An 18,257-nucleotide genomic window follows, 5' to 3' on the forward strand; every position below is an offset into this window, starting at 1 on the left:
CGCGCCGGTCAGAGATTCGTGAACATCGGGTACGCGTCCTTGACGGACAGCTCGCGGGCGATCGTGTCCATCACCTCCGGACCGGGGTTCTGGATGAACAGGTGGCCGCCGGGGACCGTGGTCAGCGAGAACCCGCCGCTGGTCAACTTCCCCCACGCCTGGAGCTGGTACTCCTCGAACAGCGGGTCGTCGACGCCGTGCAGGACCGTGATCGGGGCGCGCAGCAGGACCCCGTCGTCGAACCGGTAGTCGCCGAGCATCCTGAGGTCCGCCCGCACCGCGGGCATCAGCGGCTTGATCGACGCTTCGTCGGCGATCGGTCCCATGAGCAGACCGTTGTCCCGCAACACCTCCAGGACCCGGTCGTCGGATTCGCCGCCGACGATGCTGCCGTTCCGGAGGTGCTTCAGGCCGCGCACGTAGTCCTCGACGTACGTCGCCGACGGCCAGCCCCCGATGATGAGCTTCGTCGGAACCTCGGCGAACTGCTGTTCGAGGTACTTCGTGAGCTCGTACGCGAGCAGCCCGCCCATGCTGTGCCCGTAGATGGCGAAGGACCTGTCGAGGTGGGGCAGCATGGCGTCCGCCAGCTCCGCGATGAAGGCGGGCATCGAGTCGATCGGTGTCTCGGCGATCCGGTCCTCGCGGCCGGGGGCCTGGAGCGCCACGACCTCGATCGAGTCGGGCAGGTAGCCGGGCCAGGGTGCGAAGACCGAGGCCGCGCCGCCGACGAAGGGCAGCGTGAACACGCGCAGCGACGCCGAGTTGGACCGGCCTTCCACCGTGTGGATCCACCGCTCCGGACCGGAGACCCGTACGACCGCCTCGGGCCGGGCCCCGGCCGCGTCGCCGAGGACCTGGGCGAGGACGTCCTTGGCGAACTCGGTGATGGTCGGCCCGCGCATCAGGCCCATGGTCGGGAAGTCGATCTCCAGGTGCTTGGCGAGCGCGTTGCGGATCTGGCCCGCCATCAGCGAGTCCATCCCGAGGTCGGTCAGCGAGGCGTCGTGGACGAGGCGGTCGACCGGCATGTCGAAGATCCGGGCGATCTGCTCGGAGAGCGCCTGGACGAGCCGCGGTTCCCGCGCGTCCTCCGGGAGTTGGAGCAGCTCGGCGCGCAGACCCTCCGCACCGCCCGCCGACGCGGACCCCGTCGCGCCTTCCAGCGCCAGGTGAGCGAGCCGTGACGAGCTGCGGAACGACGGCATGACCTGGCTCATCTTCGCGAAGTCCACCCCGAACACGCTCGCGCGGCCGACGCCCTGCGCCAGGCACCGCCCGACGAAGCCGAGCGCCTGGTCCGGTGAGATCGCCGTCCACCCCATCCGGGCGAGCGTGTCGACCTTGTTGCGCGCGATGAAGCCGACCTCGCCGATGGCGCCCCAGTTGATCGTCAACGCGGGCAGTCCCCTGTCGTGGCGGTACGCCGCCAGCGCTTCGAGGAACCCGTTCGCCGCCGAGTAGTTGGCCTGCCCCGGCGTGCCGATGTACCAGCTCATCGACGAGTACATGACGAAGGCGTCCAGGTCGAGGTCGAGGGTGTGGTTGTGCAGGTGCCACGCACCGTCGACCTTCGGCCGCACGGCCCTGAGGAACTGCCGCTCCGTCATGTCCGCGAGCGACGTGTCGTCGAGCACCATCGCCGCGTGGAAGACGCCCCGCAGCGGCGGCAGTGGCGAGATCCGCGTGAGCAGCGCCTCGACCTCGTCCTCCACGGACACGTCGGCCCGTTCGAGCATGACGGTGGCGCCCAGCGCCCGCATGGCGTCGATAGCCGCCTCGTTCTCGGCGTCCACCGCCGCCCTGCGCCCGACCAGCACCACGGTGCCCGCGCCCTGCTCGACCAGCCACTGGGCGGTCCGCAGGCCGAACCCCGTGTACCCGCCCGTGACCAGGTAGGTGCCGTCGGCGTCGAACGTCTCGTCCCCACCGGGTGTCGGTCGGACGAGCAGCTCGGTGTCCGGGTCGAACTCGACGACGACCTTGCCGATCTGCTTCGCGTTCGCCATGTACCGGAACGCGGACACCACCTCGGCCGCACCGAAGTCCGTGCGGGGGAGCGCGGGGAGCGTGCCCGACGCGACGCGGTCGAGGACCTCGGTCATGACCCGCCCGCACAGCGCCGGGTCTTCGAGCAGCAGCCGGTCGACGTCGATCGCCGAGTAGCTCAGGTTGTTGCCGAACGGCTTGAGGCCGAGCTGGTAGTTCTCGTAGATGTCCTTCTTGCCGATCTCCAGGAACCGGCCGCGCGGGCGGAGCAGTTCGAGGCTCTTCGGGATGGTCTCGCCCTGGAGGGAGTTCAGCACGACGTCCACGCCGTCGCAGCGCCGGGCGATCTCCTCCGCGAACGCGGGCGAACGGGAGTCGTACACCTCCTCCACGCCCAGTGATCGGAGGTGGTCCCGCTTCTCCTCGCTCCCCGCCGTGGCGAGGACCGTCGCGCCGAGCGCCTGCGCGACGTGGACGGCGGCGAGCCCGACGCCACCCGCGGCGGCGTGGATGAGCACGCGCTCGCCCGAGCGCAGCCTGCCCACCTCCACCAGCGAGTACCACGCGGTCAGGTACGCCATCGGCAGCGTCGCGGCCTCGACGTCCGAGAGGGTGGAGGGGGTCGCGAAGACCAGCCGGGCATCGGTGGTCACCAGGGAGCCGAAGCACCCGCGGGCGAACGCCACGACGCGGTCGCCGGGGGCGAACCCGTCGACGTCGGCGCCGACCCGCGTGACGACGCCCGCGCACTCCACCCCGAGGTCGTCGCCGTAGAACCCGCTGAAGGTGGCTCCCTCGGCGAGCAGCCCGAGGGTGAGCATGACGTCCCGGAAGTTCAGGCCGGTGGCGAGCGGCCGGATCGCGACCTCACCGGGGCCGGGGGCGGGCAGTGCTCGTCCCTCGTACCGGAGCTGGTCGATCGCGTGCTCGCTCGGAACGGTCAAGCAGAAGGGCGTTCCGTCCGACACGCGGGTCGGTTTCGCGACCGACGCCTCGAACTCGGCGACCGAGACGTGGTCGAGGCGGTCGACGAACCGCCCGTCCCCGCGGAAGGCGACCTCCTCGTCGGCCGTCCGCACGTGCAGCAGCTCGTCGAGGAGCTGGGACGCCCGGCGCGCGGCGTCCGACGACGGGTCGAAGTCGATGATCTTCGCGGGCAGGCTGATCTGCTCGTTCAACAGCACCCGGTGGATGCCCCAGCTCGGCAGCTGCGCGGGCGCGACGCGCTCGCCCCGGTCGAGGACCTGCGCCCCCGCGGTCGCCACCCAGAACCGCGGCGTCGTGGCGGGCTCCGCCCGCCCGACCGCCTGCACCAGCGCGACGACGCTGTACGCGCCCTGGCTCTCGATCTCGGGCAGCGACTCGGTGGTGAGCTCCGATCCCGCGAAGTCCAGGTTCCACAGGTGCAGCACGCCCGCCGCGCCGCCGACGTGCTCCAGCACGCGCCGCAGGTCATCGGCGCTGGTCGGGCGCACCCGGAAGCTGCGGGCGTCGACCTGTTCGAACGCCTCACCGCGGGTGACGAGAACGCTGCCGGACGCGGCCTCCCCCAGCAGGTCGAGGTAGCTCTCGCCGACACCGCCCGCGTCCGCCAGCACGACCCACGGCCCCCGCTCCGCCCCCGGCTGGTGGGGATCGAGGTCCACGGTCCGCCCGCGCGCCACGACGACCGAGTTGCCGGACTCCTCCGGCGTGGTCTTGTCGGAGAGCACCTGGACGTGCTCGAAGCCCGCGGTGGGCAGGAAGTCGAGCCACTGCGCCTCGGTCAGCACCGGGTAGCTCGGCCGGACGTCCGTGTCGGTGAACTTCCACCACCCCTCGGTCATCCCGAAGGTCAGGTCGACCCAGTGCGGTGGCACCGTGGCCTCCATGATCAGGAGCATTCCGCGTGAGGTCATCAGCCGCTGGACTCCGGCGAGGGTGTCCCGCAGGCTCGGGGTGGCGTGCAGGACGTTCGACGCCACCACGATGTCGTAGTAGTGCGGGTCGAACCCCTGGGCCTCGACGTCCTGCTCGACGTCGAGGACCCGGTAGTCCACGAAGTCGTACTCGGCGAACCGGTCGCGCGCCTTGGCGAGGAAGAGCTGGCCGATGTCGGAGTACACGTACTCCGCGCGGTCCGCGGGCAGCTCGGACAGCACGAACCCGGTCGTGCCGCCCGTGCCCGCGCCGATCTCCAGCACGCGCACCGGCCGGTCGCTCGGCAGCGACCGCACGCACTCCGCGACGACACCGCCGATGATGCGGTTCGTCTTCTCGAACGAGAACGAGGTCGAGTACAGGTCGACGACCGACTGGAACTCGTGCTCGGGGAAGATGAGCTCGACCGGGTTGACCTCGTCGCGGAGGACGGCGGCCAACTCCCCGCCGCAGCGCTCCAGCACGGCGTACTCGGACTCGCACTCGGGATGCTCGCGGCGCAGCCTCGCGAGGTCCGACGCGGTGTCGACGCGCGCGGGCGTGCGCGCCAACCGCCACGTGCCCGCGTCCTCCTCGACGATCCCGTGCAGCGACAGCAGTTCCAGCAGCCTGCCGAAGTAGCGCCGGTGCTTGTCGTGCACCCCCAGCTCCGCCACGACCTCGTCGGGGGTGAAGCGGCGGCCCTCCGACAGGTCCATGCCGAGTTCGTGCAGCGCCTCGGTGGTGTAGCCGATGCACAGCTGGTTCATCGCGTCCTCGGTCACGGCGTGGTAGCCGCGGTTGACCGGCCAGTTCCGCAACTCGTCGAGCAGGGGTTCCACGGCCGTCCGCACGGCCGTGTCCGAGGGCAGGAAGTCGGCGGGCATCCGCGACTTGCGGCGCACCGGGGCCGGTTGCCAGCGGAAGTCGTAGAACCAGTTCGCGAGCACGTCGCCGTCATCAGCGCTTCGGGTGATGGACTTGAACCTCAGGTCGACGAACTCGGCGACCACCGTTCCGTCGTCGTTGACGATCCAGAAGTCGCCCGAGCTGTACATCGGGTCGTCGGTCACGTGCGCCTGCGCGTAGACGTGCAGGCGGCCTCGCGGCCTCGTGTAGAAGCTGAGCCGTTCGACCTCGACCGGCAGGTAGAGCATCTTGGCCTGCTGGTCGACGACGTCGCCCTTGAGCACGTCGCCGTACGCGACGGGGAGCGTCGTGATGCACGAGTCGAGCAGACCGGGGTGGATCGCGTGGCGCGGCGCCTCGTCCGCGCTGGCGGCGGGGGTTTCGAGCCGCGCGAGGCACTTGCGGTCGGAGCGGTTGAACGCGACGGCCGCCCGGAAGGTGGTGCCCAGGGCCAAGCCGTTGCGGCCGAGCACGGCGTAGAGATCGGCGGGGTCGATCTCCACGGGGCACTCCGCCTCCAGTTCCGAGAGCGGTCGGGGGAGCGCGGCGGTGGGGGCTCCACGCCGAAGCGTCCCGACGGAGTGCAAGGTCCAGTCGGCGTCGCCGTCCTGACGGCTGTACACGGAGAAGTGCATCGCCTGCGTCAGGACCACCTGGACGGTGGGGGCCGGGCGGTCGTCGAACACGAAGAGCGCGCGGCGGAACTCGACGTCCTCCAGTGAGAGGGGACCGGCGCCGAACGCGTCCTCCGCGCAGCCCAACACCATGTCGAGGTAGCCGGCCGCCGGGAAGACGATGGGTCCCTGGACGCGGTGGTCCTCCAGCCACGGGAACCGGACCGGGTCGAGCACCAGTTCCCACACGCGCTTGCCCGGCTCGTCCGCGGCGCGGTTCTCGACCCCGACGAGCGGGTGGTTCAGCGGTGGGAAGCGCCTGCCGCGCGACGCGGGCGCCTCCAGCCAGTACCTCTCCCGCTGCCACGGGTAGAACGGCACCCGCACGCGCTCGGAGCCCCCGTCGAACACGGCGGCCCAGTCCGGGTCCGAACCGGCCGCGTAGAGCGAGGCCAGGGAGTTCAGCAGGGTGTGGCGGTCGCCGTGCTCGCGCCGCAGCGAGGCGACGACGAGTCCCTCGGCTCCACGCCGGTCGAGCAGTTCCGCGATGGCCGTCGCGTGGATGGGGTGGGGACCCAACTCGACGAACGCCGGGTGTCCCGCCTCGACGAGGCGATCGACGGTGGGTGCGAACAGCACCGGCTCGCGAACGTTGCGCCACCAGTACCCGGCGTCGAGCGCGCCGGTGGGGACGACGTCCGCCATGACGGTCGAGTACATCGGGATCGAGGACGGGCCCGAGGTGATCCCGGCCAGCGAGGAGAGCAGCTCGTCCCTCAGCGGGTCCATGTGGTGGCTGTGGAAGGCCACGCTGACCTGGAGGACGCGGCAGAAGACCCCGTCCTGGCGGAGATCGCGCTCGATCTCCTCCAGCGCGTCCGGATCGCCCGCGAGGACGACCGACTCCGGGCCGTTCAGCGCCGCGACCTCCACCCGTCCGCGGTGCGCGGCGATCCGGCCCTCCACGTCGCCGTGCCGCAGGCCGACCGCGAGCATCTTGCCCCTGCCGGACGCCTTCTGCTGCACCCGGCTGCGGTGGAAGATGACCCGGACCGCGTCCTCGAACGACAGCGCCCCGGACACGCGGGCGGCGGCGACCTCGCCGATGCTGTGGCCGATGACGGCCGAGGGGGTGATGCCCCAGCTCCGCCACAGGTTCGCCAGCCCGAGCTGCACCGCGAAGACCGCGGGCTGGGCGATGAACGTCTCACCGATGCGGCTGGTCGCCTCGTCGCGACGAAGTTCCTCCACGACGGACCAGTCGGCGTACCCGCCCAGTTCGGCGTCGACGCGCTCGACGGTCCGCCGGAACACCTCGCTCTCCGCGAGCAGCTCACGCGCCATGCCCCACCACTGCGGGCCCTGGCCCGAGAAGACGAAGACCGTGCTGGGAGCCGTGGACGCCTTCACGCCGCGGCGGACCGCGTCGGGTGACGAGCCCTCCGCCACCTCGCGCAGGGTGGCGCGCAGCTCGTCCGCGGACGAGCAGACCACGGCGAGACGGTGGTCGTAGTGCGAACGCGCCAGGGCCTGCGTGGACGCGACGGCGGGCAGCGCCGCCGCGTTCCTCGGCTCGTCCAGGAAGTCGGCGTAGCCGTCGGCGTACGCGCGGAGCGCGTCCTCGGTCTTGGCGCTCAGGGAGAACAGGACCGGTTCGTGCGCCGTGGGTTCCGCCGCCCCGTCCGGGTGCTCCTCCCGCGCGCCGTCCGGGGAGCCCTCCAGGATCACGTGGGCGTTGGACCCGCCGAACCCGAAGGAGTTCACCCCCGCCAGGCGCGGCCCGTCCCCCGGCCACGGTTGGCGGGCCGTGGCCAGCCGCAGGCCCAGGTCCTCGAAGGGGATCGCGGGGTTCGGCTGGTCGGCGTGGATGTTCGCGGGGATCTCACCCCTGCTCACGACCAGGCACGCCTTGATCATTCCGGCGATCCCGGCCGCGGGCTCCAGGTGGCCTATGTTCGACTTCACCGCGCCGACGACGCACGGCTCGTGCCCGTCGCGTCCGGACCCCAGCGCCCTTCCGAGCGCACGCGCCTCGATCGGGTCGCCGACGGGCGTTCCCGTCCCGTGCGCTTCGACGTAGCCGATGCTGGACGGGGCGACGCCCGCATCGCGGCAGGCGTCCAGGATCATCTGCGTCTGGGCTTCCTCGCTGGGCACGGAGATGCCGTTGGTGCGGCCGTCCGAGTTCGTCGCGGTGCCCCGGATCACCGCGTAGACGCGGTCGCCGTCGGCGATGGCAGCGGACAGCGGCTTCAGGACGACGGTGCCCGACCCCTCACTGCGCACGTAACCGTCGGCCGACCCGCTGAACGACTTGGACCGGCCTTCGGGGGACAGGAACGTCCCCTGGCTGAACGCGATGGTCGTCTCGGGGATGAGGAGCGCACCGACCCCGCCGGCGATCGCCATCGTCGCCTCGCCGGAGCGGATGCTGCGGCACGCGAGGTGGACGGCGACCAACGAGGACGAGCACGCCGTGTCCACGATCATGCTGGGGCCGCGGAGGTCGAGCAGGTAGGAGACGCGGTTGGCCACGATGCAGTTCGTCACGCCCGCCATCGTGTGGCCGCCGAGCAGGTAGCGGTTCTCGGGGTTGAGCTGGATGATGCCGTAGTCGTGGCCGGAGACCCCCGCGTAGACGGCGGTCTTCGTGCCCGCGAGCAGCTCGGGGACGATTCCCGCGTCCTGCAACGCTTCCCACGTCGTTTCGAGGAAGAGGCGCTGCTGCGGGTCCATCCGCACGGCCTCGGTCGGCGTGATGCCGAAGAAGTGCGCGTCGAAGGACGTGACGTCGTCGACGTACCCGCCCGCCTGCGTGCGGAGGTGGCCGGGCCGGGCCGCGTCGCGGTCGAAGAAGGCGGCGCCCGTCCACCGGTCCTCCGGGACGGCTCGAACGGCGTCCTCCTCCTCGACGAGGAGCCGCCAGAAGTCGTCGACGCTGGAGACGTGCCGCGGGAACCGACAGCCGATCCCCACGACGGCAATGCCCTCGTGCACGCTCGACTCGGTGTCGATCGAGGAACTGGACACAGAATTCATCGCATTACCCTCGTTTTGTCAGCATGCATAAATCGCGGGCGACAAGCCGACGGGCCGTTCAGCGCACGCGACGCCACGCCGTCGGGGAGTCGTTCCGACCGCGCCAGACCTCACCAAGATCATCGGTGCCCCCACCTCTGGCGTGCAGACCGCACTCCAGGACTCGAACATAACGACCACGTTCGCACATGTCAACGCATCGGTGGGCATGCGTGTGCATAGTAGCGACCCAACATGCACAACTTGGCGATCACGCACGTCACCGCGCCAAGATGGACGAGTAGCGCTTCCTCATATGGGACGGAAAACCACGCATAAGGGCAATAAACGCGCATGGATGAACACCTGCGCACAGCGTGGTGGTACGATCCGGCGCATGGCCAACGAGAGGGACGTCACGGAGGCCGCGGAGCGGAACGGGGTCGAGTCCGCCGGGCAGCGGTTCGGGCGGCTGGTGAAAGCGTTTCGACAGCGAAACCTCCCGGACCAACTGGTGACGCACCAGCTCATCCACGATCTGGGCGGCCCTACCCGGAATGTTCAGTCCCGCATCGAAAGCGGGCAGGTCGACACCATCAGCGCCACCACCGAGGCGAAGTACAACCGCGCGCTGGAAGCCCTGGGACTGCCTGCCGGGAGCGTGACCGCGGCTCTTCACCACGGTGGCGCGCTTGGTCCGCCCGCCGAAGAGAAATCCACCGCCGCGGCAGTGGAGGACGATGTCGAGAACGGCGTGAACGCGTTGCAGAACCTGACTCGCAATCACCGGTCCGTCGCAAATCTCGTGACCGAACTCGACCGGCTCGGCATCGAGTTGAAGCGAGCCCGCAGCCATACCGAGGGCTATCAGCTGGTCTTCCCCAAAACGGCGGTAGACCGATTGCTGCACACACTGAAGAACGCCGCCAAACCCGCGTTTCCGGAGGACGGGTCCGACCGGGACGACACCCCGGAGAAGTAGTCGCCGTCTCGGTGGCGAACCACGGGTGATCGGCCCGCCGACGCGGGATCCGCGACCACCGCGACCGTGCGGACCCGACGACCGGGGCAGCACCCGGCGCGTTCCCCGCGACCCGGCCACCTCCGTCGCGCACGGCGGTCGGCGAGCACGTCCCGGTCGACGCGGAGTGCGCCGGCGCGGTGCTCCCCCACCCCGGAGGCCGGTCTTCGCCGAGGCGCCTCACCCGAACGGCCGCGAACCGTTCGCGCGCCACCTCGGGGAACCCGTGGCGACCCGCCGGATCGTCGACGCGACCGCACCCGCCGAGACTGCGGGGTGCCGAACGACTCGGCCGGTGCTCGCGCAGTACGCTTGCGGGAAACGAACCGCCCGCCGGGGGAACGACGGGCCCGCACCTCACCGCGTCGATCACGTCGTTCGGCGCCGTGCCGCAGGCGCTGGTCCGCACCGGCAGCGGCGCGCGATCAGCCGGTGTCCGGCCGGTGCGGCCCGAGGTTCCTCGACCACCCGCGTCCGCCGCACGACCGCGGCGGGCACGCTCGCAATGCGCGAGATGCCGTCCCGGTCTCCACTCCACGATTATTCCACGAACGCGATCGAGGCCTGCCCGGTTGCGTCGAAGCCGCAACACGGCACAGAGGTGACGGGTAAGCTGCAAAGCGAACCCGAAATCCGACGACGACGAGTCGTCCTATGTTTGCCAGCTGGTCAGGAAAGGCAATCGGGCGATGGCCGCCATCGTCCACGATGACCCGGTGATTCCGTTGGAAAAATCAACAATCCTGCGTCAGCGGCACCAAAACCGTGTTACCCGGTAAGCAAGATCAGATCTCCAAGGTCCTCGGGGGAGGAAACCTCAGGTGCATTCGATCTCCGTTCCACCGACTGCGACGCGGCAGCTCTTACCAGCGACGAGTCCTACACCGCGGGCGCGCACCGCCTCACTCGAACGAGGGGGCAGCTGACGTGCTGGACCAGTTCAGAAGCAGGGTTTCCGCGCTCGCGTGGAAACCGAGCAGGGGCAGGACGTCCACGCGAGCCCGTCTGCAAGCCCTCATCGACCGCCTCGACCTCCCCCCGGACTGGACCATCGCGGAGTTCATCGCGTCCATCGAGCACCTGCGCGGACGGCGCATCGTGCCGTTGCCGTTGCCGTTGACCGCTCCGGTGGAGCTGTGCGGGCTGTGGCTGGCGTGCCAGGACCACGACGTCATCTTCCTCCGCCGGTCGTCCGACTCCGGCGTGGAACTGCACGTGGCCCTGCACGAGGTCGGCCACATGCTGCTCGGCCACGGGCAGGACACCTCGCTCGTCACCGAGGAGTGGGCGGCGCTGACGACCGGGTTGGCGCTCGGCCACGGAACCGATCCGACCACGGTCCGCGCCCGCGGGGTGTCCAACTACGCCTCCACCGAGGAGTACGAGGCCGAGCTCCTGGCGACGCTGATCAGCTTCCGCGCCCGCACCGGACCACGCCGCAACCCGATGTTGAAAGAGCTGTAGCGCATGTGGCCGCACTACCAGATGCCAGGTTGGATCACCATCTCCGCGACGGCGTTCATCGTCGCCATCGCGGTCGTCCGACTCGTCCTGGTGCGGCACACGACGGTCTACGGCCGCCTGATCAACACCTTGCTGGGCCTCGACGCGGCGGCGGCCCTCCTGCGCGAACCGGTCGTCGCCCGCCACGTCGCAGGCGCCGTACCCGGTGGTCTGCCGACCGTGTTCGACGCGTGGCACTGGCTGACCGTGATGGCCTGGGCGTGCGGGCTGGGGCTGGCGCTGGTGCACAGGCACGACGTGCCGCACTACCAAACCCGGTTCAGGGTGGTGCTCGGGCTGGCGGCGGCGGTGGGCATCGCGTTCCTGACCCTGAGCGATCCGGCCCGAGCGCGGGGGCTGGCGTCCGTAGCCGACCACGGGGGCTGGCGCTACGGCGTCTACGTCCTCCTGTACTCGGCGGTGCCGCTGGCCGTGTCGTCCTACTACTACGCGATGAGCCGCAGCGTCGGCGTGTGGCGGACGACCACCCTGCGGGAGCGCGTCATGGTGGCCGCCCTGGTCAGCTTCGGTGTCGCCAGCTCGCTCCCCACCTGCGTGGTCGCGGCCTCCGCGGCCCTGGACGCCGCGGGGCTCAGCGACGGGTTCGCGCGGGACGTCTTCACCGTGGTGTCCGAAGGGCTCACCTCGGGGGAGCCCGGACTGTTCGTCTTCGCCGCCGTGGTCGTCGTGTTCGTCCCCTCCTCGGCGCAGGCCGTCATGCGGTTGCTGCGCCTGGACCGCGAATCCCGCGCCGCGCGCCGGACGTACCCGCTGTGGCGGGACCTGACGCGCGCGGCACCCCAGGTCGTCTTCGAGCTGAAGCCCGCGGACAACTGGAAGGTCTCACCGCAGGAGTGCCTGCACCGTCGACGGATCGAGATCCACGACGCCGCCGAACTCGTCGCCCGGTACGTCCAGCCCCTTCCGCCCGTCGTCGACGAACTGATCGAGAACACCGCGCGCGAGGAGGACCAGGAGCACATCCGGCTGGTCGCCGAGATGGTCCTGGCGGCCGAGCGGCTGGCCGACAACAGGGGCGAGCCCGCCGTGGGTGAGGCCTACGTGCCCGACGAGCGAACGCTGCTCCGCTTCTGGCAGCCCGCGAAGTCCCTCGTCCGCGCGGCCGACCACACCGCGGAACGCCGCTAGCCCTGGTTCGGCGTGACCGGGTCGGGCGTGAGGTCGACCGCATCCCCGATCGACCCACCGCGCCACCCCGGTCCGGGCGTCCCCGGTCGATCCCGTCGAACGGGCTGGAGCCGGGTCAGTCCAGCGGCAGCGCGGTCACGGTGTCGCGGCACAGCTGGAGCTCCTCACGCGGACGCACCACCAGCACCGGCACGGCCGCGCCGGGCGGGCTGACCACGCCGTCGTGCTCCACGTCCGCCACGAGGTCGCGCGGAACGCCGAGCAGTCCGAGGCCCGCCACGACGTCGGCGCGGACCTCGGGCTGGTCCCAGCCGATCTCGCCGGTGAACACCAGCGCGTCGACCCGGTCCAGCGACGTGGCCGCGGCGGCCAGTTCGCGACGCACGCGGTGGGCGAAGACGCTCAGCGCCAGTGCCGCCGCCGGATCGTCGTCCGCCGCGGCGACGAGGTCTCGCGTGTCGCCCGAACGCCCGCCGGACAGGCCGAGCAGACCGGACTCGTGGTTGAGGCCGTGGTCGAGGGCGTCGAGGTCGAGGTCGCCCCGGCGCAGCAGCCACAGCAGCATCCCCGGATCGACGCTGCCGGAGCGCGTGGACATGGGCACGCCCTCCAGCGGGGTGAAGCCCATCGAGGTGTCGACGCTGCGGCCGTCGCGCACCGCGCACACCGAGCAGCCGCCGCCCAGGTGCGCCAGGAGCGCGCTCACGCCGTCCGACGGCCTGTCCAGCAGCTCCGCGGTGCGGTCGAGCGCCCACCGGTAGGACAGGCCGTGGAAGCCGTAGCGGCGCAACCCGTGCCGCTCGCGCCACGCGGCGGGCAGCGGGTAGGTCGTGGCGACCTCGGGCAGGTCGGCGTGGAAGGCGGTGTCCGGGCACAGCACGTGCGGCACGTCGGGCAGCCGTCCGCGCAGCACGTCGAGCAGCGCCAGCGCGGGTGGGACGTGCAGCGGGGCCAGGTCCTCGGCGCGGCGGGCGGCGGCGAGGACCTCGTCGTCGACCACGGCTGGTGCCCGCAGGTCGGGCCCGCCGTGCACCAGCCGGTGGCCGACCGCGTCGACGCCGTCCGCGTCGCCCAGCAGGTCGTCCAGCGCGCGGCGGGCCTCGTCGGAGCCGGGCGGTCCCTGGACCTCGGCCGCGCCGAGCACCTCCTCGGAACCGGGGTCGACCAGGTGCGCCTTGAGGCTGTTGGACCCGGCGTTGACGGTGAGGACGGCGTTCACGCGGACCACCGCCAGCCGGTGATCTCCTCGGGGTCCACGCCGTCGCGGTACGCCGAGGCGCGCAGCTCGTCGCGTTCGACGAGCACGCGTGCGGCCACGTCGTCGTGGCCCGCGCGGCGCAGCGCGTCGGCGGCCAGGTCGTGGCGGCTCATGCCGTTGCCGACCAGCAGGTCGAACGGGGTGGTCGTGGTGCCCTCCTCCTGGTAGCCGTGGACGTGGAACCGCTCGGTCTCGGGCCTGCCGTGCAGGGTCTCGTGGACGGCGGACGGGTAGCCGTGGAAGCCGAACACGACGGGCACGCCGTCCCCGAAGCACGCGGCGAACTCCTCGTCGGACAGCCCGTGCGGGTGCCGCGACGCCGGGGCGAGCGCGAACAGGTCGACCACGTTGACCACCCGGACGGTCAGGTCGGGCGCGCGGTCGCGCAGGATCGACGCCGCCGCCAGCACCTCGACGGTCGGGGTGCCGCCCGCGCACGCCAGCACCACGTCCGGCTCCCCGTCGCCGTGGCAGGCCCACTCCCACACGCCCGCGCCCGCCGCGCAGTGCCGTTCGGCGGTCTCCAGGTCCAGCCACTGCGCGCCCTCGTTCTTGCTCGCCACCACGAGGTTGATCAGGTCGGTCGAGGCCAGGCAGTCGCGCAGCACCACCAGCAGGGTGTTGGCGTCGGCGGGCAGGTAGACCCTGGTCACCGACGCCTTCTTCGTCAGCAGGTTGTTGAGGAAGCCGGGCCCCTGGTGGCTGTAGCCGTTGTGCTCCTGCCGCCAGCCCTCGCTGGTCAGCAGGTAGTTCAGGCTGGCGACGGACGCGCGCCACGGGACCTCGCCCGCCGCCTTGAGGAACTTGGCGTACTGGTTGACCATGCTGTCCACGATGGAGGCGAACGCCTCGTAGCACGGGAAGAGGCCGTGCCGCCCGGTCAGCAGGTAGCCCTGGAGCCAGCCCTGGCACAGGTGCTCCGACAGCACCTCCATCACCCGCCCGCCGGGCGCGACGTGCTCGGCGGTGTCGGGCAGCGGCCAGGTGAACGCCCGGTCGGTGGCGTCGAGCAGCGCGCCGAGCTTGTTCGACTCCAGTTCGTCGGGGCAGACCACGCGGAAGTCGCGGCGGTCCTCGGTGGCCCGCACCAGCTCCGCCAGCCACTCCCCCGCCGTGCCCGTCGGGCTCGCCGACGCGCCGCCGGGCTCCGGCACGTCCACGGCGAACCGCGCGAGGTCCGGCAGCGGCAGGTCGCGGCGCAGCGCTCCGCCGTTGGCCTCCGGCACGCGTCCCAGCCGCAGCGGCTCCGGCGGCAGCTCGGCCAGCAGGTCGGCGTGCGGGCTGCCGTCGACGTCGAACAGCTCCTCCGGCCGGTAGGACCGCAGCCACAGCTCCAGCAGCGCGAACTCCGCGTCGTCCTCGTGCACGGCGCCCAGCGGCACCTGGTGGGCGCGGAACGTGCCCTCCAGCGGCTTGCCCGCGGTGTCGTGCTCGGGCAAGCCCCACCCCTTGGGGGAGCGCAGCACCAGCATCGGCCGCACCGCCCGCTCACCGGGCCGCCACCGCTCGCGCAGCGCGGCGGTCTCGGCGTGCGCCAGGTCCAGCGCCTCGGCCAGCGCCGCGTCCGGGTCGTCGGCGCGCGTCACGTCGACCACGTGCGGCGACCAGCCCGCGCCGCTGAAGCACGCCACCAGCTCCTCGTCGTCCATGGTGCCGTGAATGGTGGGCGAGGAGATCTTGTAGCCGTTGACGTGCAGCACCGGCAGGACCGCGCCGTCGGTGCGCGGGTCGAGGTACTTGCCCGCGTGCCACGACCCGGCCGTCGGTCCGGTCTCGGCCTCCCCGTCGCCGACCAGGCACGCCACCAGCAGGTCCGGCTTGTCCAGGGCCGCACCGAACGCGGTGGCCAGCGCGTAGCCCAGCTCCCCTCCCTCGTGGATGACACCCGGCACCTCCGGGGACAGGTGGCTGGGGAAGCCGCCCGGCCAGGAGAAGCGGCGGACCAGCTCCGCGAGGCCCCCGCCGTCGAGGCTGAGCGCCGGGTCCGACAGCGCGTGCGTGCCCTCCAGCCACAGGTTCGCGTGCACCGCGGGAGCGCCGTGGCCGGGGCCGGTGACCAGCAGGGTCCGCTGCCCGGTCCGCCGCACCAGCCCGTTGAGGCCGCTGTAGAGCAGCGTGATGCCGGGGCACGTGCCCCAGTGGCCCAGCAGCCGGGGCTTGAGGTGCTCGCGTCGCAACGGCTCGCGCAGCAGCACGTTGTCCTTGAGGTAGATCATCGCGGCCGCGGCGTAGTCGCACGCCCGCCGGTAGCGCTGAGCTGCCTCGGTCGCACGTGCCTGCGTGGTCGTCATGCAACCGGGCTACCCGTGATCACGCCCGGTACACCCGCTGGCCCCCTCCGCCGGGCCACCATCCCCCGCGGTGGGTACCCACGACAGGGGAAGGCGTGCGTCCCGATCCGGGGTGATGGTGGTGGTGCGGAACGAGAACCACTGCCCGAGAGGGCGCAGAGGAGAACCGGCATGTCCGAGAAGAAGATCATCGCCGTTGTCGGCGCCACCGGTGCGCAGGGCGGGGGCCTGGCGCGCGCGATCCTGGCCGACCCCGACGGTCCGTTCGCCCTGCGGGCGCTCACCAGGAACCCTGGGTCGCCCGCGGCGCGGGAACTCGCCGCCCGCGGCGCCGAGGTGGTCGAGGCGGACCTGGACGACGAGTCGAGCGTCCGCAAGGCGTTCGACGGCGCGCACGGCGCGTTCGTGGTCACGAACTTCTGGGCGCCGCGCACGCCCGAGGAGGAGGCGGGGAGCACGCGCGCCGAGAGGGAGGTGCGCCAGGCCTCCACCGCGGCGCGGGTCGCGAAGGACGCGGGTCTGCGGCACGTGGTGTGGTCCACGCTGGAGGACACCCGGCCGCACTTCGCCCGGCTCGGCAGCGACGTCCCCGACCTGCCGGGCGGCTACAAGGTGCCGCACTTCGACGCGAAGGGCGAGGCGAACGCGGTGTTCACCGCGCTCGGCGTGCCCACCACGTTCCTCCAGACCACGTTCTACTACGAGGCGTTCGCCGGCGGCGGCCAGGGACCGCGCCGCGACGAGCGGGGTCGGCTGGTGCTGACCCTCCCGATGGCCGACGCCCGCATGGCGCTCATCGCCGCCGAGGACATCGGCCGCACCGCCCTCGGGATCTTCCGCCGCGGCGAGGAGTTCGTCGGGCGGACGGTCGGCGTCGCGGGCACGCACGCGACCGGCGTCGAACTGGCCGCGGCGTTCACCGCCGCGCTCGGCGAGGAGGTCGTGTACCGGCCCGCCACCCCCGACGAGGTCCGCGCGGCCGGGTACCCCGGCGCGGAGGAGATCGCCGCCACGTTCCAGTTCTTCGCCGAGGCGTCGGAGTACTTCACCGGTGCGCGGGACCTCGACCTGGTCCGCGAGCTGAACCCCGACCTCGTGCCGCTCGACGCGTGGCTGGCCGAGCACGCGCACGAGGTCCCGCTGGGCTGACCACGGCCGCCCTCCTCGGGACGCGAGCGCCCCGAGGAGGGCCCCGAGCCCTTACCGCGCGGTCACGGGCTCCTCCGGTCGAGGTGGTGGCCGTGGAGCCGGTCCACCGACGTGAGCGTGGGCAGCCCGCGGCAGGGGAACGGCGGGTCCCGGAACGGACGGGGGTCCGGTGCGCGCGCGAGGCCTATCACGGCGATCGGGGTGGGCCCGTTCCCGCCGTCCGGAGTCGCGGTCGAGTCGTGTTCGCACGCGGCGTTCACCGGTCGCGCTCCGACGCGCGTGCTCTGCTCCGACCGTCGAGGACGCGGGTCGTCGAACGCCCCCGCGGCGACGGGTGAATATAATCGCGGTGGTTTTCGGGCTTTCCGGCCGCGCGATCCGCCCGCCGCGCCGGTTCCACCTTTTCCCCACTCTGCCGAAGCACCTGCCGCCCCCTTCGACCTGCCGGATCGACCCAGCACCCAGGACCACGCCTTTCCCGGTCCGCCAGAGCGGGAGTCGACGTGCCGCCGGGTACGACCGCCCGATCGGCATCGGCATCAGACGATTCCCGCGATGGCGCGCGAAACCCAGGACACAGGCGTCGGGACACACCGAAACAAAGCCACGTGTTCACCGTCCGGAGGTACCGACTTCCGGACTCCCGAGTTTTCACAGCACACCGGGATGCCACATGCGTGAACATCGCATGAACCCGACCCTCACCGCGTCGGATCGCTGGTGCCCCACCGCTCAGCGAACGACTAAGCGCCGACCAACAACCCGGTCGCGCTCGGCTCAGCAGACCCCGCACTGGACGGCTTCACGGCCGCTACCAGCGGGTTAAGACGCAGAAGGCCGCGATTGACGTGACACAGGAATCCACAGCGCGCCTTTCTCGAAACGTGGTGCGGGCCACTCTTCGATTCCCGCGCGGGACATGGGGAATCGCAGCCGAAAACCAAGCTACGGCATGGTTTGGGGAAAGTCATCAGGAGACACCGGGTCGGCGTACTTCTGCCATTGCCGAACGCCACCAGTTGAGACGCTATTCCGTGATCTGCACCACTTGGTCACGTGTGGGCAATAACATTTTCCTAGGACAACGCCGCACATCGATCGAGATGTCCGATATCCGCCAAGCCTCCGACGAACACCGAGAACCCGAACAGCCCAACGACTCGAACTCTCTGTCATGCTGTGCCGCCGAACGGGGCCGACTCATGACATCCCGGACGTTCCCGGTGATCCGGGGCAATGACGACACGTGGTTAGGTCTGCATTCGCCACCTCGGCACAGCGAGCAACAAGGAAGAGAGGCACTCCATGGCGCGTGCACGGGATGTCGGTTCACCGGACTCAGGAATCCGCTTTGGGATATTCGGCCCAACGGAGGCTTTTCTCAACGGCGTGGAGATACCGGTGCCTGCCGCTCAGCAACGCACCATCCTGGCCGGTCTGCTGCTCTACAACAACCG

Annotated in this window: 7 protein-coding genes; 4 read left to right on the forward strand and 3 right to left on the reverse strand. The window is 71.3% G+C overall.

All coding sequences use genetic code 11. The features are described 5' to 3' along the window. Positions 1 to 8: 8 nt before the first annotated feature. A complete protein-coding gene (locus VFZ92_RS13030) occupies positions 9 to 8,450 on the reverse strand; it encodes an SDR family NAD(P)-dependent oxidoreductase (RefSeq protein WP_330876142.1) in 8,442 nt (2,813 codons plus the stop codon). A gap of 376 nt (positions 8,451 to 8,826) precedes the next feature. On the opposite strand from VFZ92_RS13030, the gene VFZ92_RS13035 reads away from it, so the two are divergent. From VFZ92_RS13035 to VFZ92_RS13045, 3 genes are all read left to right on the forward strand, one after another. Next, positions 8,827 to 9,411 carry a hypothetical protein gene (locus VFZ92_RS13035; RefSeq protein WP_330876143.1) on the forward strand — a complete coding sequence of 195 codons (585 nt, stop codon included), beginning with the start codon at positions 8,827 to 8,829 and terminating at the stop codon, positions 9,409 to 9,411. A 966-nt stretch (positions 9,412 to 10,377) separates the two neighbouring features. Continuing rightward, complete coding sequence (locus VFZ92_RS13040) at positions 10,378 to 10,914, forward strand: hypothetical protein (RefSeq protein WP_330876144.1); 537 nt, start codon at positions 10,378 to 10,380, stop codon at positions 10,912 to 10,914. A gap of 21 nt (positions 10,915 to 10,935) precedes the next feature. Continuing rightward, on the forward strand, positions 10,936 to 12,102 hold the full coding sequence (locus VFZ92_RS13045) for a DUF6545 domain-containing protein (RefSeq protein ID WP_330876145.1): 1,167 nt from the start codon (positions 10,936 to 10,938) through the stop codon (positions 12,100 to 12,102). Positions 12,103 to 12,217: 115 nt separating this feature from the next. On the opposite strand, the gene VFZ92_RS13050 is transcribed toward VFZ92_RS13045, so the two are convergent. Both VFZ92_RS13050 and VFZ92_RS13055 read right to left on the reverse strand, forming a co-directional pair. Further along, complete coding sequence (locus VFZ92_RS13050; RefSeq protein ID WP_330876146.1) at positions 12,218 to 13,321, reverse strand: acetate/propionate family kinase; 1,104 nt, start codon at positions 13,319 to 13,321, stop codon at positions 12,218 to 12,220. Continuing rightward, entirely contained in the window at positions 13,318 to 15,651 is a 2,334-nt protein-coding gene (locus VFZ92_RS13055) for a phosphoketolase family protein (protein ID WP_330876147.1), read from the reverse strand. The genes VFZ92_RS13050 and VFZ92_RS13055 overlap by 4 nt, the downstream gene beginning before the upstream one ends. A 171-nt stretch (positions 15,652 to 15,822) precedes the next feature. Between VFZ92_RS13055 and VFZ92_RS13060 the strand changes: the two genes are divergently transcribed. Then, positions 15,823 to 16,800, forward strand: a complete 978-nt coding sequence (locus VFZ92_RS13060) for an NmrA/HSCARG family protein (protein WP_330876148.1) — start codon at positions 15,823 to 15,825, stop codon at positions 16,798 to 16,800. The last annotated feature ends 1,457 nt before the right edge of the window (positions 16,801 to 18,257 follow it).

The sequence above is a fragment of the Umezawaea sp. genome (assembly GCF_036375055.1).
GTDB lineage: Bacteria > Actinomycetota > Actinomycetes > Mycobacteriales > Pseudonocardiaceae > Umezawaea.

What these genes read in the sequence shown, in the direction of transcription:
- VFZ92_RS13035 (WP_330876143.1), top strand. Translation starts at nt 8,827, where the DNA reads ATGGCCAACGAGAGGGACGTCACGGAGGCCGCGGAGCGGAACGGGGTC.
- VFZ92_RS13030 (WP_330876142.1), bottom strand. Translation starts at nt 8,450, where the DNA reads ATGAATTCTGTGTCCAGTTCCTCGATCGACACCGAGTCGAGCGTGCAC.
- VFZ92_RS13060 (WP_330876148.1), top strand. Translation starts at nt 15,823, where the DNA reads ATGTCCGAGAAGAAGATCATCGCCGTTGTCGGCGCCACCGGTGCGCAG.
- VFZ92_RS13045 (WP_330876145.1), top strand. Translation starts at nt 10,936, where the DNA reads ATGCCAGGTTGGATCACCATCTCCGCGACGGCGTTCATCGTCGCCATC.
- VFZ92_RS13055 (WP_330876147.1), bottom strand. Translation starts at nt 15,651, where the DNA reads ATGACGACCACGCAGGCACGTGCGACCGAGGCAGCTCAGCGCTACCGG.